The sequence below is a fragment of the Vitreoscilla filiformis genome, assembly GCF_002222655.1.
Classification (GTDB): Bacteria; Pseudomonadota; Gammaproteobacteria; order Burkholderiales; family Burkholderiaceae_C; genus Ideonella; species Ideonella filiformis.
Window position 1 is genome coordinate 3294037 of record NZ_CP022423.1, and the last position, 19538, is coordinate 3313574.

Annotated in this window: 19 protein-coding genes and 1 tRNA gene; 13 read left to right on the forward strand and 7 right to left on the reverse strand. The window is 62.4% G+C overall.

Features of this window, described 5'->3' with window-relative positions; genetic code table 11:
- Positions 1–69 precede the first annotated feature (69 nt).
- Both grxD and VITFI_RS15515 read left to right on the forward strand, forming a co-directional pair.
- Complete coding sequence (grxD, locus tag VITFI_RS15510) at positions 70–381, forward strand: Grx4 family monothiol glutaredoxin (protein WP_089417750.1); 312 nt, start codon at positions 70–72, stop codon at positions 379–381.
- A gap of 4 nt (positions 382–385) precedes the next feature.
- Complete coding sequence (locus VITFI_RS15515) at positions 386–952, forward strand: UbiX family flavin prenyltransferase (protein WP_089417751.1); 567 nt, start codon at positions 386–388, stop codon at positions 950–952.
- 3 nt (positions 953–955) lie between these two features.
- On the opposite strand, the gene VITFI_RS15520 is transcribed toward VITFI_RS15515, so the two are convergent.
- Together VITFI_RS15520 and VITFI_RS15525 are read right to left on the reverse strand one after the other, a co-directional pair.
- Entirely contained in the window at positions 956–1615 is a 660-nt protein-coding gene (locus tag VITFI_RS15520) for a lytic transglycosylase domain-containing protein (protein WP_089417752.1), read from the reverse strand.
- A complete protein-coding gene (locus VITFI_RS15525) occupies positions 1612–3357 on the reverse strand; it encodes a proline--tRNA ligase (protein ID WP_089417753.1) in 1746 nt (581 codons plus the stop codon). The genes VITFI_RS15520 and VITFI_RS15525 overlap by 4 nt, the downstream gene beginning before the upstream one ends.
- Before the next feature lie 111 nt (positions 3358–3468).
- Between VITFI_RS15525 and VITFI_RS15530 the strand changes: the two genes are divergently transcribed.
- The gene (locus VITFI_RS15530) at positions 3469–4107 is read left to right on the forward strand and encodes an RNA pyrophosphohydrolase (protein ID WP_089417754.1); all 639 of its coding nucleotides are present in this window, start codon (positions 3469–3471) and stop codon (positions 4105–4107) included.
- On the opposite strand, the gene proB is transcribed toward VITFI_RS15530, so the two are convergent.
- The 4 genes from proB to rplU all read right to left on the reverse strand — a co-directional run bounded on the left by proB (position 4076) and on the right by rplU (position 6985).
- Positions 4076–5194 carry a glutamate 5-kinase gene (proB, locus tag VITFI_RS15535; protein WP_089417755.1) on the reverse strand — a complete coding sequence of 373 codons (1119 nt, stop codon included), beginning with the start codon at positions 5192–5194 and terminating at the stop codon, positions 4076–4078. The two genes, VITFI_RS15530 and proB, sit on opposite strands and share 32 nt — an antisense overlap.
- Entirely contained in the window at positions 5191–6276 is a 1086-nt protein-coding gene (gene cgtA / locus VITFI_RS15540; protein WP_089417756.1) for an Obg family GTPase CgtA, read from the reverse strand. Before cgtA ends, proB begins: the two co-directional genes overlap by 4 nt.
- A gap of 106 nt (positions 6277–6382) precedes the next feature.
- Complete coding sequence (gene rpmA, locus VITFI_RS15545; RefSeq protein WP_089417757.1) at positions 6383–6640, reverse strand: 50S ribosomal protein L27; 258 nt, start codon at positions 6638–6640, stop codon at positions 6383–6385.
- Between the two features lie 33 nt (positions 6641–6673).
- Positions 6674–6985, reverse strand: a complete 312-nt coding sequence (rplU, locus tag VITFI_RS15550; protein ID WP_089417758.1) for a 50S ribosomal protein L21 — start codon at positions 6983–6985, stop codon at positions 6674–6676.
- Positions 6986–7242: 257 nt separating this feature from the next.
- On the opposite strand from rplU, the gene VITFI_RS15555 reads away from it, so the two are divergent.
- The 9 genes from VITFI_RS15555 to VITFI_RS15595 all read left to right on the forward strand — a co-directional run bounded on the left by VITFI_RS15555 (position 7243) and on the right by VITFI_RS15595 (position 15551).
- Positions 7243–8184 (forward strand): polyprenyl synthetase family protein, encoded by a 942-nt coding sequence (locus VITFI_RS15555; RefSeq protein WP_089417759.1) that lies wholly within the window; start codon positions 7243–7245, stop codon positions 8182–8184.
- 12 nt (positions 8185–8196) lie between these two features.
- Positions 8197–8273 (forward strand) — tRNA-Pro (locus VITFI_RS15560).
- Positions 8274–8466: 193 nt separating this feature from the next.
- On the forward strand, positions 8467–10200 hold the full coding sequence (gene pilB, locus VITFI_RS15565; protein ID WP_089417760.1) for a type IV-A pilus assembly ATPase PilB: 1734 nt from the start codon (positions 8467–8469) through the stop codon (positions 10198–10200).
- 28 nt (positions 10201–10228) lie between these two features.
- Positions 10229–11467 (forward strand): type II secretion system F family protein, encoded by a 1239-nt coding sequence (locus VITFI_RS15570; RefSeq protein WP_089417761.1) that lies wholly within the window; start codon positions 10229–10231, stop codon positions 11465–11467.
- Entirely contained in the window at positions 11467–12402 is a 936-nt protein-coding gene (locus tag VITFI_RS15575; RefSeq protein WP_089417762.1) for a prepilin peptidase, read from the forward strand. The genes VITFI_RS15570 and VITFI_RS15575 overlap by 1 nt, the downstream gene beginning before the upstream one ends.
- Positions 12399–13028: a dephospho-CoA kinase gene (gene coaE / locus VITFI_RS15580; RefSeq protein WP_089417763.1), complete on the forward strand. Its 630-nt coding sequence runs from the start codon at positions 12399–12401 to the stop codon at positions 13026–13028. The genes VITFI_RS15575 and coaE overlap by 4 nt, the downstream gene beginning before the upstream one ends.
- A gap of 40 nt (positions 13029–13068) precedes the next feature.
- Complete coding sequence (gene zapD / locus VITFI_RS15585) at positions 13069–13824, forward strand: cell division protein ZapD (protein WP_089417764.1); 756 nt, start codon at positions 13069–13071, stop codon at positions 13822–13824.
- 50 nt (positions 13825–13874) lie between these two features.
- The gene (locus VITFI_RS15590) at positions 13875–14093 is read left to right on the forward strand and encodes a DNA gyrase inhibitor YacG (protein WP_089417765.1); all 219 of its coding nucleotides are present in this window, start codon (positions 13875–13877) and stop codon (positions 14091–14093) included.
- Positions 14094–14267: 174 nt separating this feature from the next.
- Positions 14268–15551 carry a hypothetical protein gene (locus VITFI_RS15595; RefSeq protein ID WP_089417766.1) on the forward strand — a complete coding sequence of 428 codons (1284 nt, stop codon included), beginning with the start codon at positions 14268–14270 and terminating at the stop codon, positions 15549–15551.
- A gap of 20 nt (positions 15552–15571) precedes the next feature.
- Here the strand turns inward: VITFI_RS15595 and ppc are convergent, their stop codons facing one another.
- Positions 15572–18421 (reverse strand): phosphoenolpyruvate carboxylase, encoded by a 2850-nt coding sequence (ppc, locus tag VITFI_RS15600; RefSeq protein ID WP_089417767.1) that lies wholly within the window; start codon positions 18419–18421, stop codon positions 15572–15574.
- A gap of 136 nt (positions 18422–18557) precedes the next feature.
- On the opposite strand from ppc, the gene hemC reads away from it, so the two are divergent.
- On the forward strand, positions 18558–19517 hold the full coding sequence (gene hemC / locus VITFI_RS15605; RefSeq protein ID WP_089417768.1) for a hydroxymethylbilane synthase: 960 nt from the start codon (positions 18558–18560) through the stop codon (positions 19515–19517).
- The last annotated feature ends 21 nt before the right edge of the window (positions 19518–19538 follow it).

Sequence of the window (19538 nt, forward strand, 5' to 3'; positions counted from 1 at the left end):
ACGCCGCCTGGATTCTGTTTTCCTCCTCGTTTCCCGTTTCTTTTCTTCTTAGATCAGCAAGCCATCGCCATGAATGACGTTCAAAAACGCATCGACGACCTCGTCAAGAGCAACAAAGTGGTGTTGTTCATGAAGGGCACGGCCCAGTTTCCGCAATGCGGCTTCTCGGGCCGGGCCGTGCAAATCCTCAAAGCGTGCGGCGTCTCCGAGCTCACCACGGTGAACGTGTTGGCCGACATGGACATCCGCGAAGGCGTGAAGCAATACGCCAACTGGCCGACCATTCCGCAGCTCTACGTGAAGGGTGAATTCGTCGGCGGCTCGGACATCATGATGGAGATGTACCAAGCCGGCGAACTGCAAGCACTGCTGGCAGACTGACGCCATGCCCGCGCCGCATGTGGTGGTGGGCATCACCGGCGCGTCGGGCGCGGTGTACGGCGTGCGGCTGTTGCAACGGCTGCGTGCGCTGGGGGCGCACACCCATTTGGTGCTGACGTCCGCCGGCATCCTCAACGCCCATCATGAGCTGGGTTTGGATCGCAGCGCCCTGGAGCGCCTGGCCGATGAAACCCACGCCATCGGCAACGTGGGCGCGTGCATCGCCAGCGGCAGCCACCCCAGCGCAGCGATGATCGTCGCACCGTGTACGATGAAAACGCTGGCCGCCATCGCCCACGGCTTTGGGGACAACCTGCTCACCCGTGCCGCCGACGTGATGCTCAAAGAGCGCCGCCGCCTCGTCCTGATGGTGCGCGAGACGCCTTTCAACTTAGCGCACTTGCGCAACATGACCGCCGTCACCGAGATGGGCGGCATCATTTTTCCGCCGCTGCCGGCGTTCTATCACCGCCCCCAAAGCTTGGATGAGATGGTGGACGACACAGTCGAACGCACCCTGGCCCTGGCCGGCTTGGCCGGCGCCCAGCCCCAACAGTGGGCGGGGCTGTGAGGTTCAGCGCTGGGCGGTCTGCACGCCTGGCGCCGTTTCTTCCGGCATGAGCCAGTTTTTGCGCGCCCCGAACACCAGGTTGGGATACTCCGCCCGTCCCCGGCTGCCGTTGTAGCGCCCCAGGGCCATGAACAAGTCACCGCGCTCGGTGTCGAGGTAGTGGCGCATGATCACGCAGCCAAAGCGCAGGTTGGTTTGCATGTGAAAGAGTTTGGCCGGATCGCCATCGCCGATGGTGCGCGCCCAAAACGGCATCACCTGCATGTAGCCCCGCGCCCCTGCCGAGCTGATGGCGTACTTGCGGAACCCGCTTTCCACCTGCACCAAACCCAGCACCAGCGCCGGCTCCAGGCCAGCGCGTTTGCTTTCGTACCAGAGGGTTTCGAGAAACTCTTGGCGCATCTGGTCATCGGCTTTGCGCTTCTTGAGCCGATCGCCCATGATCCCCAGCCAGCGCAGGTACACCAGCCGGTCGTTGAACTGGCCGAACGTCGGCTTGGGCGGTGCGCTGTTGGCAACCGCAGCGGACAGCGCCCCGCGCACCGAGTCCATCAAAGGCTCTTCGATCTGCCGCCCCGCGTGCGCCGCGCCGGGCAGCCAGCACGAGGCCGCACCCAGCAAACAAGCGCGGCGCTGCAAACCCGCCACCCCCTGCGCCGTCATACGCTCAGACGCGCCTTCACAAAGGCGCCCACATCGGCCACGGCCACTTTGGAGGCTTCCGCATCGCGGCGGCCTTGCACTTCGAGCTGGCCTTCCTTCAGGCCGCGATCGGACACCACCACGCGCACCGGCACGCCGATCAGCTCCCAGTCGGCGAACATGGCGCCGGGGCGCTCGCCACGGTCGTCCAGCAGCACGTCCACGCCGGCGGCCTGCAACTCCTCGTAGAGTTTGTGCGCGGCTTCCTTCACGGCTTCGGAACGATCCATGCCGATCGGGCACACCACGGCTTGGAATGGCGCGATGGAAGCGGGCCAAATGATGCCGCGTGCGTCGTGGTTCTGCTCGATGGCCGCGCCCAGGATGCGGGTGACGCCGATGCCATAACAGCCCATTTGCATCAGCGCCGGCTTGCCTTTTTCATCCAAGAAGGTGGCGTTCATCGCCTTGGAATACTTGGTGCCGAGGAAGAACACATGGCCCACCTCGATGCCGCGCTGGATGGCCAGCACGCCCTGGCCGTCCGGCGAGGGGTTGCCTTCGACGACGTTGCGGATGTCCGCCACCACATCGGGCTCGGGCAGGTCGCGGCCCCAGTTCACGCCGGTGAGGTGGAAGTCCACCTCGTTGGCACCGCAGATGAAGTCCGCCATGTTGGCGACGGTGCGATCCGCCACGATTTTCACCGGCTTCTTCAGCCCGATCGGGCCCAGGTAACCCGGCTTGCAACCGAAGTGCTCTTCGATTTCGGCCACGGTGGCAAAGCGGAACCCGCCCTTCAAGCCTTCCACCTTACCGGCCTTGACTTCGTTCAGGTCGTGGTCGCCCCGCACCAACAGCAGCCAGACGGTGGACTTCACCACGTCGCCCGCTTCGTTCAGCTCGTCGGTGGCCAGCACCAGCGATTTGACGGTTTGCGCCAGCGGACGGCCCAGCAATTCGGCCACATCGGCGCAGGTGCTCTTGCCCGGTGTCGGCGTTTGGGTGAGCGCTTCGCTCGGTGCGGCACGCTCGGCCAGCAACGACACAGCTTCGGCCAGCTCGATGTTGGCGGCGTACTCGCTGGTCGGACAGTAGACGATGGCGTCTTCCCCCGTCTCGGCGATCACCTGGAATTCGTGCGACAGATCGCCACCGATGGCGCCCGTGTCCGCCGCCACGGCGCGGTATTCGAGGCCAAAGCGGTCGAAGATGCGCTTGTAGGCGGCAAACATCGCGTCGTAGCTCTTGGCGGCGCCGGCCTCGTCACGATCGAAGGAATAAGCATCCTTCATGGTGAACTCGCGGCCCCGCATCACGCCAAAGCGCGGACGGCGCTCGTCGCGGAACTTGGTTTGGATGTGGTAGAAATTTTTCGGCAACTGCTTGTAGCTGCGCAGTTCCTGGCGGGCGATGTCCGTCACCACTTCTTCCGAAGTCGGCTGGATGATGAAGTCCCGCTCGTGGCGATCCTTCACGCGCATCAGCTCGGGGCCCATCTTGTCGAAGCGGCCCGTTTCCTGCCACAGCTCGGCCGGTTGCACCACAGGCATGAGCAGCTCGATGGCGCCGGCGCGGTTCATCTCCTCGCGGATGATGGCCTCCACCTTGCGGATCACCCGCAGCCCCATGGGCATGTAGTTGTAGATGCCAGCGCCCAAGCGCTTGATCATCCCGGCGCGCATCATCAGCTTGTGGCTGACCACTTCGGCATCGGCGGGGGCTTCTTTGAGGGTAGAGATGAAGAACTGGGTGGCTTTCATGACGGCGTCACACCGGGCTGCTGCATCCGAGGGCGTACGGGTTAGCGAGAACCTGTCGGCAGGGCACCGCCGGTGCTATATTGATTTCAGTTCAAAATTTGGGGTTCGATTATGCTAGACCGGGACGGCTACCGGCCCAACGTCGGCATCATCCTGCTCAACTCCCGCAACCAGGTGTTCTGGGGCAAGCGTCTGCGCACCCACTCCTGGCAGTTCCCGCAAGGGGGCATCAAATACGGCGAGTCGCCCGAGCAGGCGATGCTGCGTGAGCTTCACGAAGAAGTGGGCTTGCATCCTGAGCACGTGGAGATCCTGGCGCGCACCCGCGACTGGCTGCGCTACGACGTGCCTGACCATTTCATCCGCAAAGACGCACGCGGCCACTACAAGGGCCAAAAGCAGATCTGGTTCTTGCTGCGCCTGCTGGGGCGGGACAGTGACATGAACCTGCGCGCCACCAACCACCCCGAGTTCGACGCCTGGCGCTGGAACGAATACTGGGTGCCGCTGGATGTGGTGATCGAGTTCAAACGCGGCGTTTACCAAATGGCACTCACCGAGCTGGCGCGCTTCCTGCCGCGCCTGCATCACCACAACCGCTTTTTGCGCAGCGGCATGCGTGCGGGGCCGCGTGAGCCCCGTTCCCATTACGGAGACATGCTGCACGAGCACGAGCCCCACGCCGAACCCGAGCCAGAGCTGGCCGGCTCCGAGGAACTCAGGCCAGCACCAGGTTATCGCGGTGAATGAGTTCGGCCTCGTTGGCGTAACCCAGCAAGCCTTCGATTTGTGACGAGGGCTTGCGTGCAATGAGCCGCGCTTCGGCGCTGGAGTAGTTCGCCAAGCCGCGTGCCACCTCGGTGCCTTGGGTGTTGCACACCGCGATCACATCGCCGCGATGGAATTCGCCGTGGACCTGCACGACGCCGATGGGCAACAAACTCTTGCCCTCTTCGCGCAGCTTGAGCACCGCGCCATCATCGATGACGACCGAGCCGCGCATCTGAAGATGATCGGCCATCCACTGCTTGCGGGCGGCGTGTTTGGGCGTGCCCGCCAGCAGCGCCGTGCCGATGGGCTCGCCCGCCACCAGGCGCAGCAGCGCGTCCGGCTCACGACCCCAGGCGATGATGGTGTGCGCACCGCTGCCGGCGGCCCGCTTGGCAGCCAAAATTTTGGTGAGCATCCCGCCCCGGCCCAGGCTGGAGCCGGCGCCGCCGGCCATCTGTTCCAGCGCCAGATCGCCCGCTGTGGCTTCGTGGACGAACTGCGCGTCCGGGTTCTTGCGCGGGTCGGCGGTGTAGAGGCCACGCTGATCGGTGAGGATCACCAGCGCATCGGCTTCCACCAGATTGGCCACCAGAGCGCCGAGCGTGTCGTTGTCACCGAACTTGATTTCATCGGTCACCACGGTGTCGTTCTCGTTGATCACCGGGATGACCTTGAGGCCCAGCAGCGTCAGCAGCGTGGAGCGGGCGTTGAGGTAACGCTCGCGGTCGGCCAAATCCGCATGGGTGAGCAACACCTGCGCGCTGCCCATGCCGTGCTCCGAGAGTTTGCTCTCGTACATCTGCGCCACACCCATTTGACCCACAGCGGCAGCGGCTTGCAGCTCGTGCAGCTCTTTGGGGCGTGTCGTCCAGCCCAGGCGCTTCATGCCTTCGGCGATGGCACCGCTGGACACCATCACCACCTCGCGCCCTTGCTGCGCCAGCGCCGCCAGTTGGCGACACCAGTTGCCGATGGCCTCGGCATCCACGCCTTTGCCCTCGTTCGTCACCAGGCTGGAGCCCACCTTCACCACGATGCGGCGGGCGTGCTTCATCGCCTCGCTCATGCGTGGCCTCCGTCGCTGGCCTCGGGTGCGGGGTTGTCAAAACGCGGATCGGGCTCTGGCGGCGGCTTGCGCTGTTCGGATTCGACGTGCGCCCAGATGGCGTGCAACAGCGGTTGCAACCCTTCGCGTGCCAGAGCGGAAATCTCGAACACCGGGCCTTTCCACTTGTAACGCTTGATGAAGTCCTTCACGCGCTTGGCGCGTTCGTCGTCCGGCACCATGTCCAGCTTGTTGAGCACCAGCCAGCGCGGTTTGTTGTACAGCTCTTCGTCGTACTTCTTCAGTTCAGCGACGATGGCCTTGGCCTGCGCCACCGGATCAACACCTTCGTCAAACGGCGCCAAATCGACGATGTGCAGCAGCAAGCGCGTGCGTTGCAAATGGCGCAAGAACCGGTGCCCCAAGCCCGCGCCTTCAGAAGCACCTTCGATCAGCCCCGGCACATCGGCCACCACGAAACTGCGTTCCGGCCCCATGCGCACCACACCCAGGTTCGGGTGCAGGGTGGTGAAGGGATAATCGGCAATCTTGGGCCGAGCGTTGGACACCGCCGCAATCAGCGTCGATTTACCGGCGTTGGGCATGCCCAGCAAACCCACGTCGGCCAGCACACGCAGCTCCAGCTTGACGGTGAACGCCTCACCCGGCCAGCCCGGCGTGTGTTGACGCGGCGAGCGGTTGGTGCTGGTTTTGTAATGCAGGTTGCCGAAACCGCCGTCGCCGCCCTTGGCGAGCAGCACGGGCACATCCGGCTCGATGAGTTCAGCCAGCACGCGCCCCGTCTCCACATCGGTGACGATGGTGCCGACCGGCATCTTCAAAATCACATCGTCCGCTGCGGCGCCGAAACAATCCGAACCCCGACCCGCCTCACCGTTGCGCGCCTCGTGGCGGCGGGTGTAGCGGTAGTCCACCAGGGTGTTGAGGTTGCGGTCGGCTACCGCGTAGACGCTGCCGCCGCGTCCGCCGTTGCCCCCGTCCGGGCCGCCGAACGGGATGAACTTCTCGCGGCGAAAGCTCACGCAGCCGGAACCGCCGTTGCCGGCGGCGATGTCGATGGTTACTTCGTCAACGAACTTCATGGGTTCGGTTCCCTTTCAAAAGGCCTTCTAAAAGGCAAAAGCCCCGGCGAGCCGGGGCTTTGTCACAGGCGCAACAGCAACGTGCAGCGACGTGTGCGAGGGTGACTTACACCGGGGTGATGTTCACGGTGTGGCGGCTCAGAGCGCCTTCGACCTTGAACGACACCACGCCGTCCGCCAGGGCGAACAGGGTGTGGTCACGGCCCATGCCGACGTTGGCACCGGCGTGGAACTTGGTGCCACGCTGACGCACGATGATCGAGCCAGCCGAAATGGTTTGACCGCCGAACGCCTTAACGCCCAGCATCTTGGGTTGAGAGTCGCGGCCGTTCCGGGTGGAACCGCCGCCTTTTTTCTGTGCCATGGATCAGAACTCCTGAAAGCTGTGGGCTGAAGATCAGCCGGCGATGCCGACGATTTCCAGTTCGGTGAAGTTTTGGCGATGGCCGCCGTGCTTCTGGTAGTGCTTACGGCGGCGCATCTTGAAGATGCGAACCTTGTCGTGACGGCCATGGGCCACCACCACTGCCTTGACACTTGCACCGTCCACCAGGGGAGCGCCGATCTTCAGATCTGCACCGGCACCAACAGCCAGCACTTGATCCAACACGACTTCCTGGCCAACGTCCGCAGCAATCTGTTCTACCTTGATCTTTTCGCCAGCAGCAACTTTGTATTGCTTGCCGCCGGTTTTTACGACCGCGTACATATGAGCCCTTTGTGCGTTGAAAGCTTCAACCTAAACGCCGGCCGCATGACACGCAAACCGGCATCTCACCCGATTTCGGGCGAAGCGCGGGATTCTAGCAAACGTTCAACAATCTCGCCAAGGTCGTCGGACGCTGTGGCAGCTCAGGCGCGGCGGCTTTGTAATAATTCGCGACCTCTTTCGCTCTTGCAGGCCGCACCGTGTCCTCGACTTCTCCCTCCGACCACTCCGCCGCGCCCAGCGCCCCCGCTGACCCGATGGCCGCCGACATGGCCCAGGTGGATGCGGTCATCCGCGCCCGCTTGACGTCGGAAGTCACCTTGGTCGAACAAATCGGACACTACATTGTGGGTGCGGGTGGCAAGCGCATGCGCCCGCGTCTGGTGCTGTTGATGGCCGAAGCCTTGGGTTACCACGGGCCGCACAAATATGAGCTGGCGGCGGTGGTCGAGTTCATCCACACCGCCACGCTGCTGCACGACGACGTGGTGGACGAGTCCGACCTGCGTCGGGGCCGCAAAACGGCCAACGCCATGTTCGGCAACGCGGCCAGCGTGTTGGTCGGGGACTTTCTCTACTCGCGCTCGTTCCAGATGATGGTGTCGGTGGGGGACATGCGCGTGCAAGAGGTGCTGGCTGACGCCACCAACGTGATTGCCGAAGGCGAAGTGCTGCAATTGATGAACATGCACGACCCCGACATCAGCGTTGAGGATTACCTGCGTGTCATCCGCTACAAAACCGCCAAGTTATTTGAGGCCAGCGCCCGACTTGGGGCCGTGCTGGCCAGGGCATCGCCCGAGGTCGAGGAAGCCTGCGCTGACTATGGCCGCGCCCTGGGCACCGCCTTCCAGCTCATCGACGATCTGTTGGATTACGAAGGCTCCACCGCCACCCTGGGCAAAAACGTCGGCGACGACCTGCGCGAAGGCAAACCCACCTTGCCGCTGTTGGTGGCCATGCAACGCGGCACCGAGGCCGAGCGCCAGCTCATCCGCCACGCCATCCAACACGGCGAAGTGGAACGCCTGAGCGAAATCATCGACATCGTGCAGCGCACCGGCTCCCTAGACGCCACCCGCGAAGCGGCTCGCCGTGAGGTGGAGATCGCCATGGCGAAAATTTCGACATGGCCCTCTTCCAATGCCAAAAACTTGTTGCTAGAATCATGTGCTCGGTCGGTTGAGAGAAATTCTTGAACCGCATCGAAACGGGGTGTAGCTTAGCCTGGTAGAGCGCTACGTTCGGGACGTAGAGGCCGGAGGTTCGAATCCTCTCACCCCGACCAAAATTTCAAAAATCGCGCTTTATGCGCGATTTTTTTTGCCTTTTTACTGGCATGTGGCGGGTTGGGTTGTAAACAGCTTGTTACAGCACGCTACAGACATCCCCTTTCCTTGGTTTGCAGCGTTAGGCGGTTTGGGCGATCATGTGCGCTTGGTCAACTCTGCCTGCCCCTGATACCCAAGGGGCCCGTGCTTGTGGATACCGTTGTTGAAACGCCCTCTCCTTCCCCTGTTGCACTCACGGGGGTCGCCCGCGTCTTGGTCACCCGAGGCAAGCTCACGGCCAAACGCGCTGAGGAGTTGCTCAGCACATCACGCGAAAAGAAAACCTCGTTCGTGAACATCTTGCTGGCTGCGGGCGATGTTTCGCCGCGCGTGCTGGCTCATACGTTGTCGATGGCGTTGGCCATCCCCCTGCTCGATTTGAGTGCGGTCGATACCAAACAACTGCCCCGCAGCTTGCTGGATCGAAAACTCATTGAAACCTACCGGGTTTATCCGTTGAGCAAACGGGGCAGCCGTTTGTTTGTGGCGTGCGCAGATCCCACAGATCAAGAAGCGCTGGAACGGGTGAAGTTTGCCACCCAGCTCACGCCTGAATGGATTTTGGTTGAGGCCGACAAACTGCAACGCCTCATTGCCTCAGAAAGCATCAGCAACAATGAGGCGCTCGAATCCACGGGCGGTTACGACTTTGACTTTGAACTGACCGATGCAGAAAAGTCCAGTGCCGAAGACCCCGTCGGAGATCTCGCCGGAGACACAGAAGACGCGCCGGTGGTGAAGTTTTTACAACGCATGCTGATCGATGCGATTGACATGCGGGCGTCGGACTTGCACTTTGAACCCTACGAGTACAACTACCGGGTGCGCTTCCGGGTGGATGGGGAGTTGAGAGAAATCGTTCAACCCCCGGTAGCCATCAAAGACAAATTAGCCTCTCGCATCAAAGTGGTTTCTCGGCTGGACATCGCAGAAAAGCGCGTCCCCCAAGATGGCCGGATGAAACTGCGCGTGGGCAACCGAACGATCGATTTCCGCGTCAGCTCACTGCCGACCTTGTTTGGTGAAAAGATCGTGATCCGTATTTTGGATTCGTCCAATGCCAAACTGGGCATCGAGGCCCTCGGGTACGAGCCTGAAGAGAAGGCGCGTCTCCTGACAGCAGTTCAGCGCCCTTACGGCATGGTGCTGGTCACAGGGCCGACCGGTAGCGGGAAAACGGTGTCACTCTACACCTGCTTGAACATTCTGAATCAACCCGGCGTTAACCTTTGTACTGTAGAAGACCCAGCAGAAATTAACATGCCGGGCATCAATCAAGTGAACGTGAATGACAAAGCGGGTTTGACGTTCTCCAGCGCACTCAAATCTTTCCTGCGTCAGGATCCGGATGTCATCATGGTGGGTGAAATTCGGGACTTGGAAACCGCCGATATCGCCATCAAAGCCGCTCAAACAGGCCACTTGGTGCTGTCCACCTTGCACACCAACGATGCGCCTGCCACAGTGACCCGGCTGCTCAACATGGGGGTCGCTCCTTTCAACGTCGCCTCCAGCCTGCTGTTGATCACTGCCCAACGGCTGGTTCGCCGCTTGTGCGCAAACTGCAAACAACCCATCGACATCCCGCGCCAGGCACTGCTCGATGCTGGTTTTACCGAAGACGAGGTGGACGGCACCTGGAAACCGTACAAACCCGTGGGATGCGAAGCCTGTAACAAAGGATTCCGGGGACGTTTGGGGATTTATCAGGCCATGCCTATTTCGGAACCCATCCAGCGTCTGATTCTTGCCAGTGGCACCGTCATGGAAATTGCGGCGCAAGCGCGCAAAGACGGGGTGCGAGATTTGCGGCAATCCGGCCTTCTGAAAGTCAAACTCGGCATGACCTCGCTGGAGGAAGTGCTCGCCGCCACCAACGAGTAACGCCCTCCGGCTCACACGGGATCATCACATGGCCACAGCCTCTAAACCGACAGCGGACAAAAAGCCCACGCCCGAACAAACCTACGACTGGGAAGGCAAAGATCGCAGCGGCAAAGCCGTTAAAGGGGAGATACGCGCTGCTGGCGAAGCGGCTGCCAGTGCCAATCTGCGTCGCCAGGGCATCATGGTCAGCAAGATCAAGAAGCGCCGCACGTCGACGTTTGGTGCCCCGTCCATCACCACCAAGGACATCGCTGTTTTCACGCGGCAACTGTCCACCATGATGAAAGCCGGTGTGCCGCTGATGCAGTCTTTTGACATCGTGGCGAAGGGCAGTGCGAACGCGACGCTAACACGCTTGCTGCTGGACATCAAAGCCGATATCGAAAGTGGCACCAGCATGTCGGGTGCCTTTCGCCGCTATCCGCAATATTTTGACAACCTTTACTGCAACTTGGTCGAAGCAGGTGAGGCAGGCGGCATTTTGGAACAACTGCTGAACCGGTTGGCAATTTATCAAGAAAAAAGCCAAGCTCTGAAACAACGCGTCAAGTCAGCCATGACCTACCCGATTTCGGTGATGGTGGTCGCGGGGGGGGTGGTGACGGTGATCATGATCTTTGTGATCCCCCAATTCGAAGAAGTTTTCAAGGGCTTTGGTGCCGAACTCCCCGGCCCGACTCAGTTGGTCATCAACATGAGTCGATTTTTCGTGGCCAACTGGTACCTGATTTTTGGCGGTTTGGCTCTTTTTGGTTATACCGTCAAAGAATCTTTTAAGCGTTCAGTCGCTTTGCAGCAGGCCCTGGATCGTGTCAAATTGAAACTGCCTGTTTTTGGAGATTTGATTCAAAAATCCATCGTTGCGCGTTGGACTCGCACTTTGGCCACGCTGTTTGCAGCGGGGGTTCCTTTGGTCGATGCACTCGAATCGGTGGGGGGAACGGCGGGTAATTCGGTCTATACCATCGCCACCGCTAAGATCCAGCGCGAAGTTTCCACTGGCACAGGCTTGACGACGGCCATGACCGCCTCAGGCATTTTCCCCAACATGGTGCTGCAAATGTGCTCGATCGGCGAGGAATCGGGCGCGTTGGATGACATGCTCAACAAAGCCGCCGAGTTTTTTGAGGAAGAAGTCGATGAGATGGTCAAAGGGCTGTCTTCCCTGATGGAGCCCATCATCATCGTTTTTCTGGGCACCATCATTGGTGGGATTGTGGTGGCCATGTACCTGCCCATCTTCAAAATGGGTGGCGCTGTTTGATGTCCCCGTCGAATCACATCCTCCTGCAAGATTTTTTCCTGTCCCCCTGGCTGTTGGGTTTGTTGGGGCTGTGCATTGGCAGCTTTCTCAACGTTGTAGTGCATCGGCTGCCGTTGATGCTGGAGCGTCAATGGTGGCAGGACGCCGCCGCGCAGCTCACCGATGCCGACAGTTGGCAGCGTCTCACACGCGAGCCCGCCCCGGATTGGCTGGCCACCACGTCGGCTCAATTGGATCGCCACCTGCACCCACTGACGGACATGAGCCTGGCGCACCCGCCCTCAAGGTGCCCCCACTGCGGTCACACCATTCGTTGGTTTGAAAACATTCCTTTGGTGTCGTGGCTGTTTCTGCGGGGCCGGTGTTCGGCCTGCCATGCACCCATCTCGATCCGTTACCCCCTGTTAGAGCTGGGCACGGGTGTGCTTTTTGCTGCTGTGAGCTGGCGCTTTGGCAGCGCTCCGGTGAGCCTGCTGTGGTGTGGCATGGTCGCCGTGCTCGTTGCCCTCACGGCCATCGACTGGGACACCACCTTGCTGCCCGATGCGCTCACGCTGCCACTGCTGTGGGCTGGCCTGATCGCCGCTTGGATGCGGTGGACGGTGCCACTGTCTGATGCTGTGGTGGGCGCAGCAGCGGGCTACCTGATTTTGTGGTCGGTGTACTGGGCCTTCAAGCTGGCCACCGGCAAGGAAGGCATGGGCTACGGTGATTTCAAGTTGCTGGCCGCGCTGGGCGCCTGGCTCGGCTGGCAGGCCCTGGTGCCCATTTTGCTGATTTCATCCACCATTGGCGCCGTTGCGGGCGTGGCCCTCAAATTCAGTGGGGGGCTGCGACAAGGACGTTACGTTCCCTTCGGCCCGTTTTTGGCTGGCGCAGCACTGGTCGTCATCTTGGTGGGTGTCGCACCCGTGCTGCGTTGGATCAGCCCATGAGTGCCTTGCGCATCGGTCTGACCGGTGGCATCGGCAGTGGCAAAAGCACGGTGGCCCGCCTGCTGGCGACCTTGGGGGCCCATGTGGTGGACACCGACGCCCTGGCCCGCGCCCTGACGGCTCCCGGCGGGGCCGCCATCCCCGCCATCCGTGCGGCCTTTGGTTCGGAAATGATCACCCCCGATGGTGCGTTGGATCGCGCCGCCATGCGTCAGCGAGTGTTCACTCACGCTGACGCCAAACGGCAGTTGGAAGCGATCCTGCATCCGCAAATTCAGGCGGCCACACAGCGAGCCCAAGCGCAGGCGGCACCAGGCCAAGTGGTGGTGTTGGATGTCCCCCTGCTGGTGGAGTCCGCATCCTATTGGTTGGAACAGGTGGATCGGGTGCTGGTGGTGGCGTGCGATCCAGAGGTGCAGATTCAGCGCGTGATGCAGCGCTCCGGCTGGCCGGAGGCGCAGATTCGGCAAGTCATCGCGGCTCAAGCGACACCAGCCCAGCGACAAGCCGTCGCGCACGCCGTCATCGACAACAGCCACATCCCCTTGGCCACACTGGAGGAGCGCGTCCGGCAGGTTTGGCACCGCTGGGTGGCTCCGGCGCCACAGGACACGTCCGCAGTGTGAAACAATCTTCTCCTCTGCCCGTCGCTCCCCGGATCCGGCCTTGATCCTCTACGAATACCCTTTCAACGAAAGCATCCGCACCCAGTTGCGGCTTGAACGGCTGTTTGTCCGATGGGCGCTGCTGAGCCAGCGCGACCACCCCGTGGATCACCATTTTGCGCTGGCCACTTTGTTTGAAATCATGGACGTGGCCGGTCAAGTGGACGTGCGCGCCGATTTACTCAAGGCATTGCAGCGCCACCATGCCACTTTTCTTAGCTATCAAGGCAATCCCCAAGTTTCTCAAGCGACTTTGGCCCAAGTCCTAGAACGGCTCCATAACGTTCTACAAGCCCTAGAAAAAATCTCTGGGAAAACTGGGGCCATTCTCATGGGCAATGACTGGCTCATGGAGATTCGTCAGCAGCTTCTCATCCCCGGAGGGAGTTGTGAGTTTGATTTGCCCGCTTATCACGCTTGGCAGCACAACCCACCCGATCGCCGCCGCAATGATTTGCTGCAATGGGCTGAATCCCTCCAGCCTCTGGCCGATGCACTGAATGTCGCCCTGGGTTTGCTGCGCGACACGGGCACCTGGCGCCCCGTTCACAGCCAAGGCGGCCAGTTTCAGCAAAATCTCCCGGCTGGGCGACCTCATCAATTGCTGCGCCTGCGGTTAGATTCCAGCCACGAGATTGTCCCGGAGCTTAAGGGCCATCCCTTGATGGTTTCCGTTCGCCTGATGCGCGTGGATACCGATGGGCGTTTGCGTCCCTATGCGGGTGATGCCAGCTTCGAAGTCGCGTTGTGTTCTTAATTTCTTCTCAGGGTGGATGAAACTCCCCCTAGAACCCGAGGAAATCTCCAATGCCCCCCCAACTTCGGCCCCCTGCACAACCCTTGGCCGCGCCGGTCGAGACGGTGCGCCGGGTATCCTGTCCCCGCTGCGGTCAGTCGGCTCGTTATGCCTCAGACAACCCCTGGCGCCCCTTTTGCAGTGAACGCTGCCAAAAGATGGACTTGGGAGCCTGGGCCAGCGAAGACTACCGCGTAGCCACATCACCGCCGACCGCGTCTGACGACTGACCTCTCCCCGTTGCGCGCCGGTCGTGATGCAGATCATGGATGAGGTGCGCGATGCTTGTCCGAGCTCGCCAACCGCGTTATGTCAAACGCCAAGGGTGTGGCCAGTGTCGATCGCATCCATGAACAACAGGAAACGACGGCGCGGTCACTCATTGGCCGGGGAAGGTGGCGGGAATGGATCTCCATCAGTTGCGATGGCTTGGTTTGGTGGGTTTGCTGTGTACAGCCATCACGTGGCTGCAAGCCGTTGATACGCCAGAAACCGCACATCCGGGCGTAGTTCTCAGTGCATCGGCCCACCAGGCGCTGAACCATCGCCAAGTTCTGCCGCCATCCCGCGACCCGTCGTTCTCGGAACCCTCCCCCCCGTTGCCAGCCATGGCGCCCGTGGCCAGCGAAGATTCTCAGGAAGTGCCCCCCGCGCTGGCCCATTTCAGCCACAGCCGTGCGGGTTTTGTGCTGGCCTCTCCGCGCCGCCTGTGCAGCCGCTGGGCCCGGGGCAGCGAGGCGGCGCCCGATGAATCCACCGTCATTCAGGATGGGGAAACCGCCCTGCGGCAGTTGTGGCCCTTGCTGCTGTCCCACGCCGATCCCTTGATGCAGGCGATCGGGTTGTACGGCAGCCAAGCCCTCGAACCTCTGGTGCTGCAAGCCAGCATGAGCAACGATCCACGCATCGTGGCGGTGGCCATGTTCTCGTGCATGCGCGCCAGCTACCGCATGCCCTCGCTCGACAAAAATGGGCTGGTCACTGGCCACGCCCGGCTGCCTTGCATTGAACAAACCGCCCGGCGTTGGACGGAGTTGGCCCCCGACAACGCCGCCGCGTGGCTGACCCTGGCCACCATCGCCCGCGAGCAAGGACGCACCGAACTGGCCACTTACGCCATGGATCGCATGGCGCAGGCCCCGGCCTGGAACAGCTACCGTGGCCTGATGTTGGCCAAGGCCATGGAAGTGATGCCGCCCGAATTCTCGTGGTGGCAACGCCGCACCATCGGTGCCCGCTTGATGGAGCCCTCCTACCTCAGTTTGGATGGCATCGCTGATGACTATTGCAGCGACGCCGCCACACAACGCTCCGCCGAGCGCCGCCAGCGCTGCACCCAACTGGCCAGCACGTTGAGCCACCTCAGCCAAGATGCCAACGCCATCGCGGTCGGCCTGCGCTTGGGGCGCCAGATGGAGTTGCCCGAAACCGACGAGCAACTCGACTTGGACTTGACGCTGTATTTTTCCCAGCAAGAGCGGCAGTTTTGGTGGGAGCGGCAGGCGATGAGTGAGGAATCGCACTGCCAGCAATCTGTCCAGCAGTTGTACCAACACCTGCGCAGCTACTACGACGGCGGCGACCTGTCCTTGTTGCGTGAAGACGCCTCCAAAGCCCGGCGCCGCATGCAACGCCGCTCACTGCGTGCCGCTGCCAGCGTCGAAGAGACGGACACCTTGGTGGAGTAGGTGCCCCGTCCGCTCACACCTTAACCCGTGTTGCGCAGCCCTGCCGCCACACCGTTGATCGACAGGTGAATGCCGCGCTGCAAACGCTCGTTCACCGGATCACCGTCGCGGCGGTTGCGGTAGCGCCGCATCAGTTCGACTTGCAAGTGGTTCAGCGGATCGAGGTACGGGAAGCGGTGCTCAATCGAGCGCGCCAAACTCGGGTTGGCCTGCAAACGATCCGACTCGCCGGTGATGAGCGTGAGGGCCTCGTGGGTGCGCTCCCACTCGTCCTTGATGGCGGTGAAAATTTTCTTGCCCAGCTTTTTGTCTTCCACCAGCTCGACGTACCGAGCGGCGATGCGCATGTCGCTCTTGGCCAACACCATATCGAGGTTGGACAGCAAGGTGCGGAAGAACGGCCACTGCTGGTGCATCTGCCGCAACAGCGCCAGGCGCTCGGCGTGCGCGGGGGCATCGGTGGCACCGACGAAGCGCAGCACCGCCGAACCGAACCCACACCAACCCGGCAGCGCCACGCGGCACTGGCCCCAACTGAAGCCCCACGGGATGGCGCGCAAATCTTCAATAGCGCGTGTGGCCTTGCGTGAGGCCGGGCGCGAGCCGATGTTCAGCTCGGCAATCTCACGGATCGGCGTGGCGGCGAAGAAGTAATCGGTGAAGCCGTCGGTGTCATACACGAGGGCACGGTAAGCATCCATGCTGGCTTGGCTCAGGGCGGCTGCGGCGTCCAAGAACGCGGGCGAGGCGGCTTGCGTTGGGTGCAGCAGCGTGGCTTCCAGCGTGGCGGCCACCAAGGTTTCGAGGTTGCGCCGGCCAATTTCCGGGTTGGCGTACTTGGAGGCGATCACCTCGCCTTGTTCGGTCAGGCGAATCTGGCCGTTCACCGTGCCCGGCGGCTGGGCCAAGACCGCTTGGTAACTCGGGCCACCGCCCCGGCCCACCGTACCACCCCGACCATGGAACAAACGCAGGCGGATGCCGTACTGGGCCTTCAACTGGTCAAAGAGTTCCACCAGCGCAATCTCGGCGCGGTACAGCTCCCAGTTGCTGGTGAAGAAGCCGCCGTCCTTGTTGCTGTCCGAGTAGCCCAGCATGATGTCTTGCTCACCGCCACCCCGCGCCACCAAGGCGGCCACGCCCGGCAAGGCGTAGAACTCGGCCATGATGCGCCCGGCGTTGCGCAGGTCGGCAATGGTTTCAAAGAGCGGGGAGACGATGAGATCCGCCGCCGCGTCCTCCGCCAACACGCCGCGCAGCAAGCCGGCTTCTTTTTGCAGCAGCAGCACCTCCAGCAAGTCCGACACGTCTTCGGTGTGGGAAATGATGTAGTGGCGAATCGCCTCGCGCCCAAAACGCGCCCGGCCTTCCAGCGCAGCTTCAAAAATTGCCAACTCGCTTTGCGCCAGGGGCGAGTACTCGGCGCCGCGCACGCGCAGGCCGCGTGCATCGTTCAACTGAGCCAGCAGCAAGGCACGGCGCTCGTCTTCCGACAACGCGCAGTAGTCCGGCGCGATGCGCGCCACGCGCAGCAGTTCAGCCACCACCAACTCGTGCTGATCCGAGCTTTGGCGCAAATCCACCGTGGCCAGGTGGAAGCCGAACACCTGCACCGCGCGCATCAGCGGTGCCAGGCGCGGCGCCACCAGCGCCTGGGCGTGGTGCGAGGCCAGCGAGCGTTCGATCACCTGCAAGTCCCCAAAAAACTCGTCGGCGTTGGTGTAGGGGTCTTGCGGCGCCACGGCGTGGCGCAGCGCTTCGGTGCCGGTGAGCGCGTGCAGCGTCGCGGCCAGGCGGGCATAGACACCGATCAGCGCCCGGCGGTACGGTTCATCCTCGCGGTGCGGGTTGCGGTCGGGCGAGCGCTCGGCCAGCGCCAGCATGTCCGGTGTCACCGGCGCCAGCATCTGCGACATCGACAGCTCCGCCCCCAGTTGATGCACTTCCGTCAGGTAGTGGCGCAGCGCGGTTTCACTTTGGCGTGAGAGCGCCATGCGCAACGTGGGCGCCGTCACGTTCGGGTTGCCGTCGCGATCCCCGCCAATCCAATTGCCCATGCGGAAAAACGCCGGCACCGCGTGGCCGTTGAGCGCTTCCTCGACTTCGCGGTACATGCGCGGGATCTGGGTGAGGAAGGTCGATTGGTAATAACTGAGGGCGTTCTCAATCTCGTCGGCCACCGTCAGTTTGGTGTAGCGCAGCATGCGCGTTTGCCAGAGCTGGGTGATGCGGGCACGCAGCAGCGCTTCGTTTTCGGCGCGGGCGCGCTCGCTGCGCAGCTCGTCGCGTTCGCTGATGAGCTGGGCCACGGCCCGTTCAGCGTCCAGAATGCTTTTGCGCTGTACCTCGGTCGGGTGGGCGGTCAGCACCGGGGCGATGTAGGTGTGTTGCAGCAGCTCGGCGATGTCGGCAGCGCGATGGTCTGCGTCGGCCAGTTTTTCAAAACACATCGCCAGCGAACCGGGCTGCAAATGGCCTTCGGCTTCGTGGTGCTCGCGCCGGCGAACGTGGTGGCGGTCTTCGGCAATGTTGGCCAGGTGCGAGAAATAACTGAAAGCCCGAATCACACTCACCGTTTGATCGGCGGAGAGGTTTTTCAGCAGCCGATCCAGCACCCGCCCCGCCGACGCATCCTTCTTCAAACGGTACGCCACCGAAAGCTGGCGCACGCGCTCCACCAGCTCAAATGCGGCCCGGCCTTCTTGCTCGCGGATCACATCCCCCAGGATGCGCCCCAGTAACCGAATGTCTTCGACCAAGGGGCGATTCTTTTCGGCGGCCTCGTCCTGGGGCGAGGTTTTCACCAAGGGGGCGGCACGCTTGGCCGGCTTCTTGGCAGCGGGAGCGTCGGCTCGGGCGACTGAGGGCATGCAAGTCTCCAGTGGATGTAACAAAATTACCAATCGATGATCGTAGCAGTTTGTGTTGCAGTGCGGCAATGGTCAGACCAATGTCGGTTGAACGGGAGCTGTCACCGGGGCAGGTGCGGCGCCGATAATCCCCCGCATGAACCACGCTGCCTTGCCCCTGCCTTCCCCCGTTGTCATCGCCACCCGTGAGAGCCGGCTCGCGCTGTGGCAAGCCGAGCATGTGCGCGAACGTCTGCGCACCGAAGCGGGCGCCCACGTCGAACTGTTGGGCATGACCACCAAGGGCGATCAAATTTTGGATCGTGCGTTGTCCAAAGTCGGCGGCAAAGGGCTGTTCGTCAAGGAGCTGGAGGTGGCGCTGGAACACGGCGCAGCCCACCTGGCGGTGCATTCGCTCAAAGATGTGCCGATGGAGCTGCCCGCCGGTTTCGCCCTGGTGGCCGTGCTGGAGCGCGAAGACCCGCGTGATGCCTTCGTCTCCCCCCGCTACGCTCATTGGACGGAACTGCCGCAGGGGGCGTGCGTGGGCACATCCAGCCTGCGCCGCGTGGTGCAGTTGAAGGCGCTGCGCCCCGATCTGCGCATCGAGCCGCTGCGCGGCAACCTCGACACCCGCCTGAAAAAGCTGGACGACGGCGGTTACGACGCCATCGTGCTGGCCGCCGCCGGGCTCAAGCGGTTGGGTTTGGGTGAGCGCATTCGCGCCGTGTTTGGCCCGGACGAGATGATTCCCGCCGCTGGCCAAGGCGCGTTGGGTTTGGAGATTCGCAGCGAACAGGCCGCGCTGGCGGAGGTGCTGGGGCGCTTCACCCATCGTGCAACGTGGCTGGCGACCCACGCGGAGCGGGCGGTGTCGCGGGCGCTGGGCGGCAGTTGCAGCGTACCGCTGGCGGCCCACGCCACCCTGGACGGCGACGTGTTGAACCTGCACGCCGCCCTGGGCAACGCCCAAGACCCGACACAGCCGCTGCTGCAAGCTCGTTTGAGCGCCCCCGTGCGCGACACCGCCGACGCCGAACGCCTGGGCACCGAAGCCGCCGCCCAACTGCGGACGCTGGGCGGCGAGGGCTACTTGGCATGCAGCGCCGCGCTTTGATCGGCCAGATCGACGCCGCGA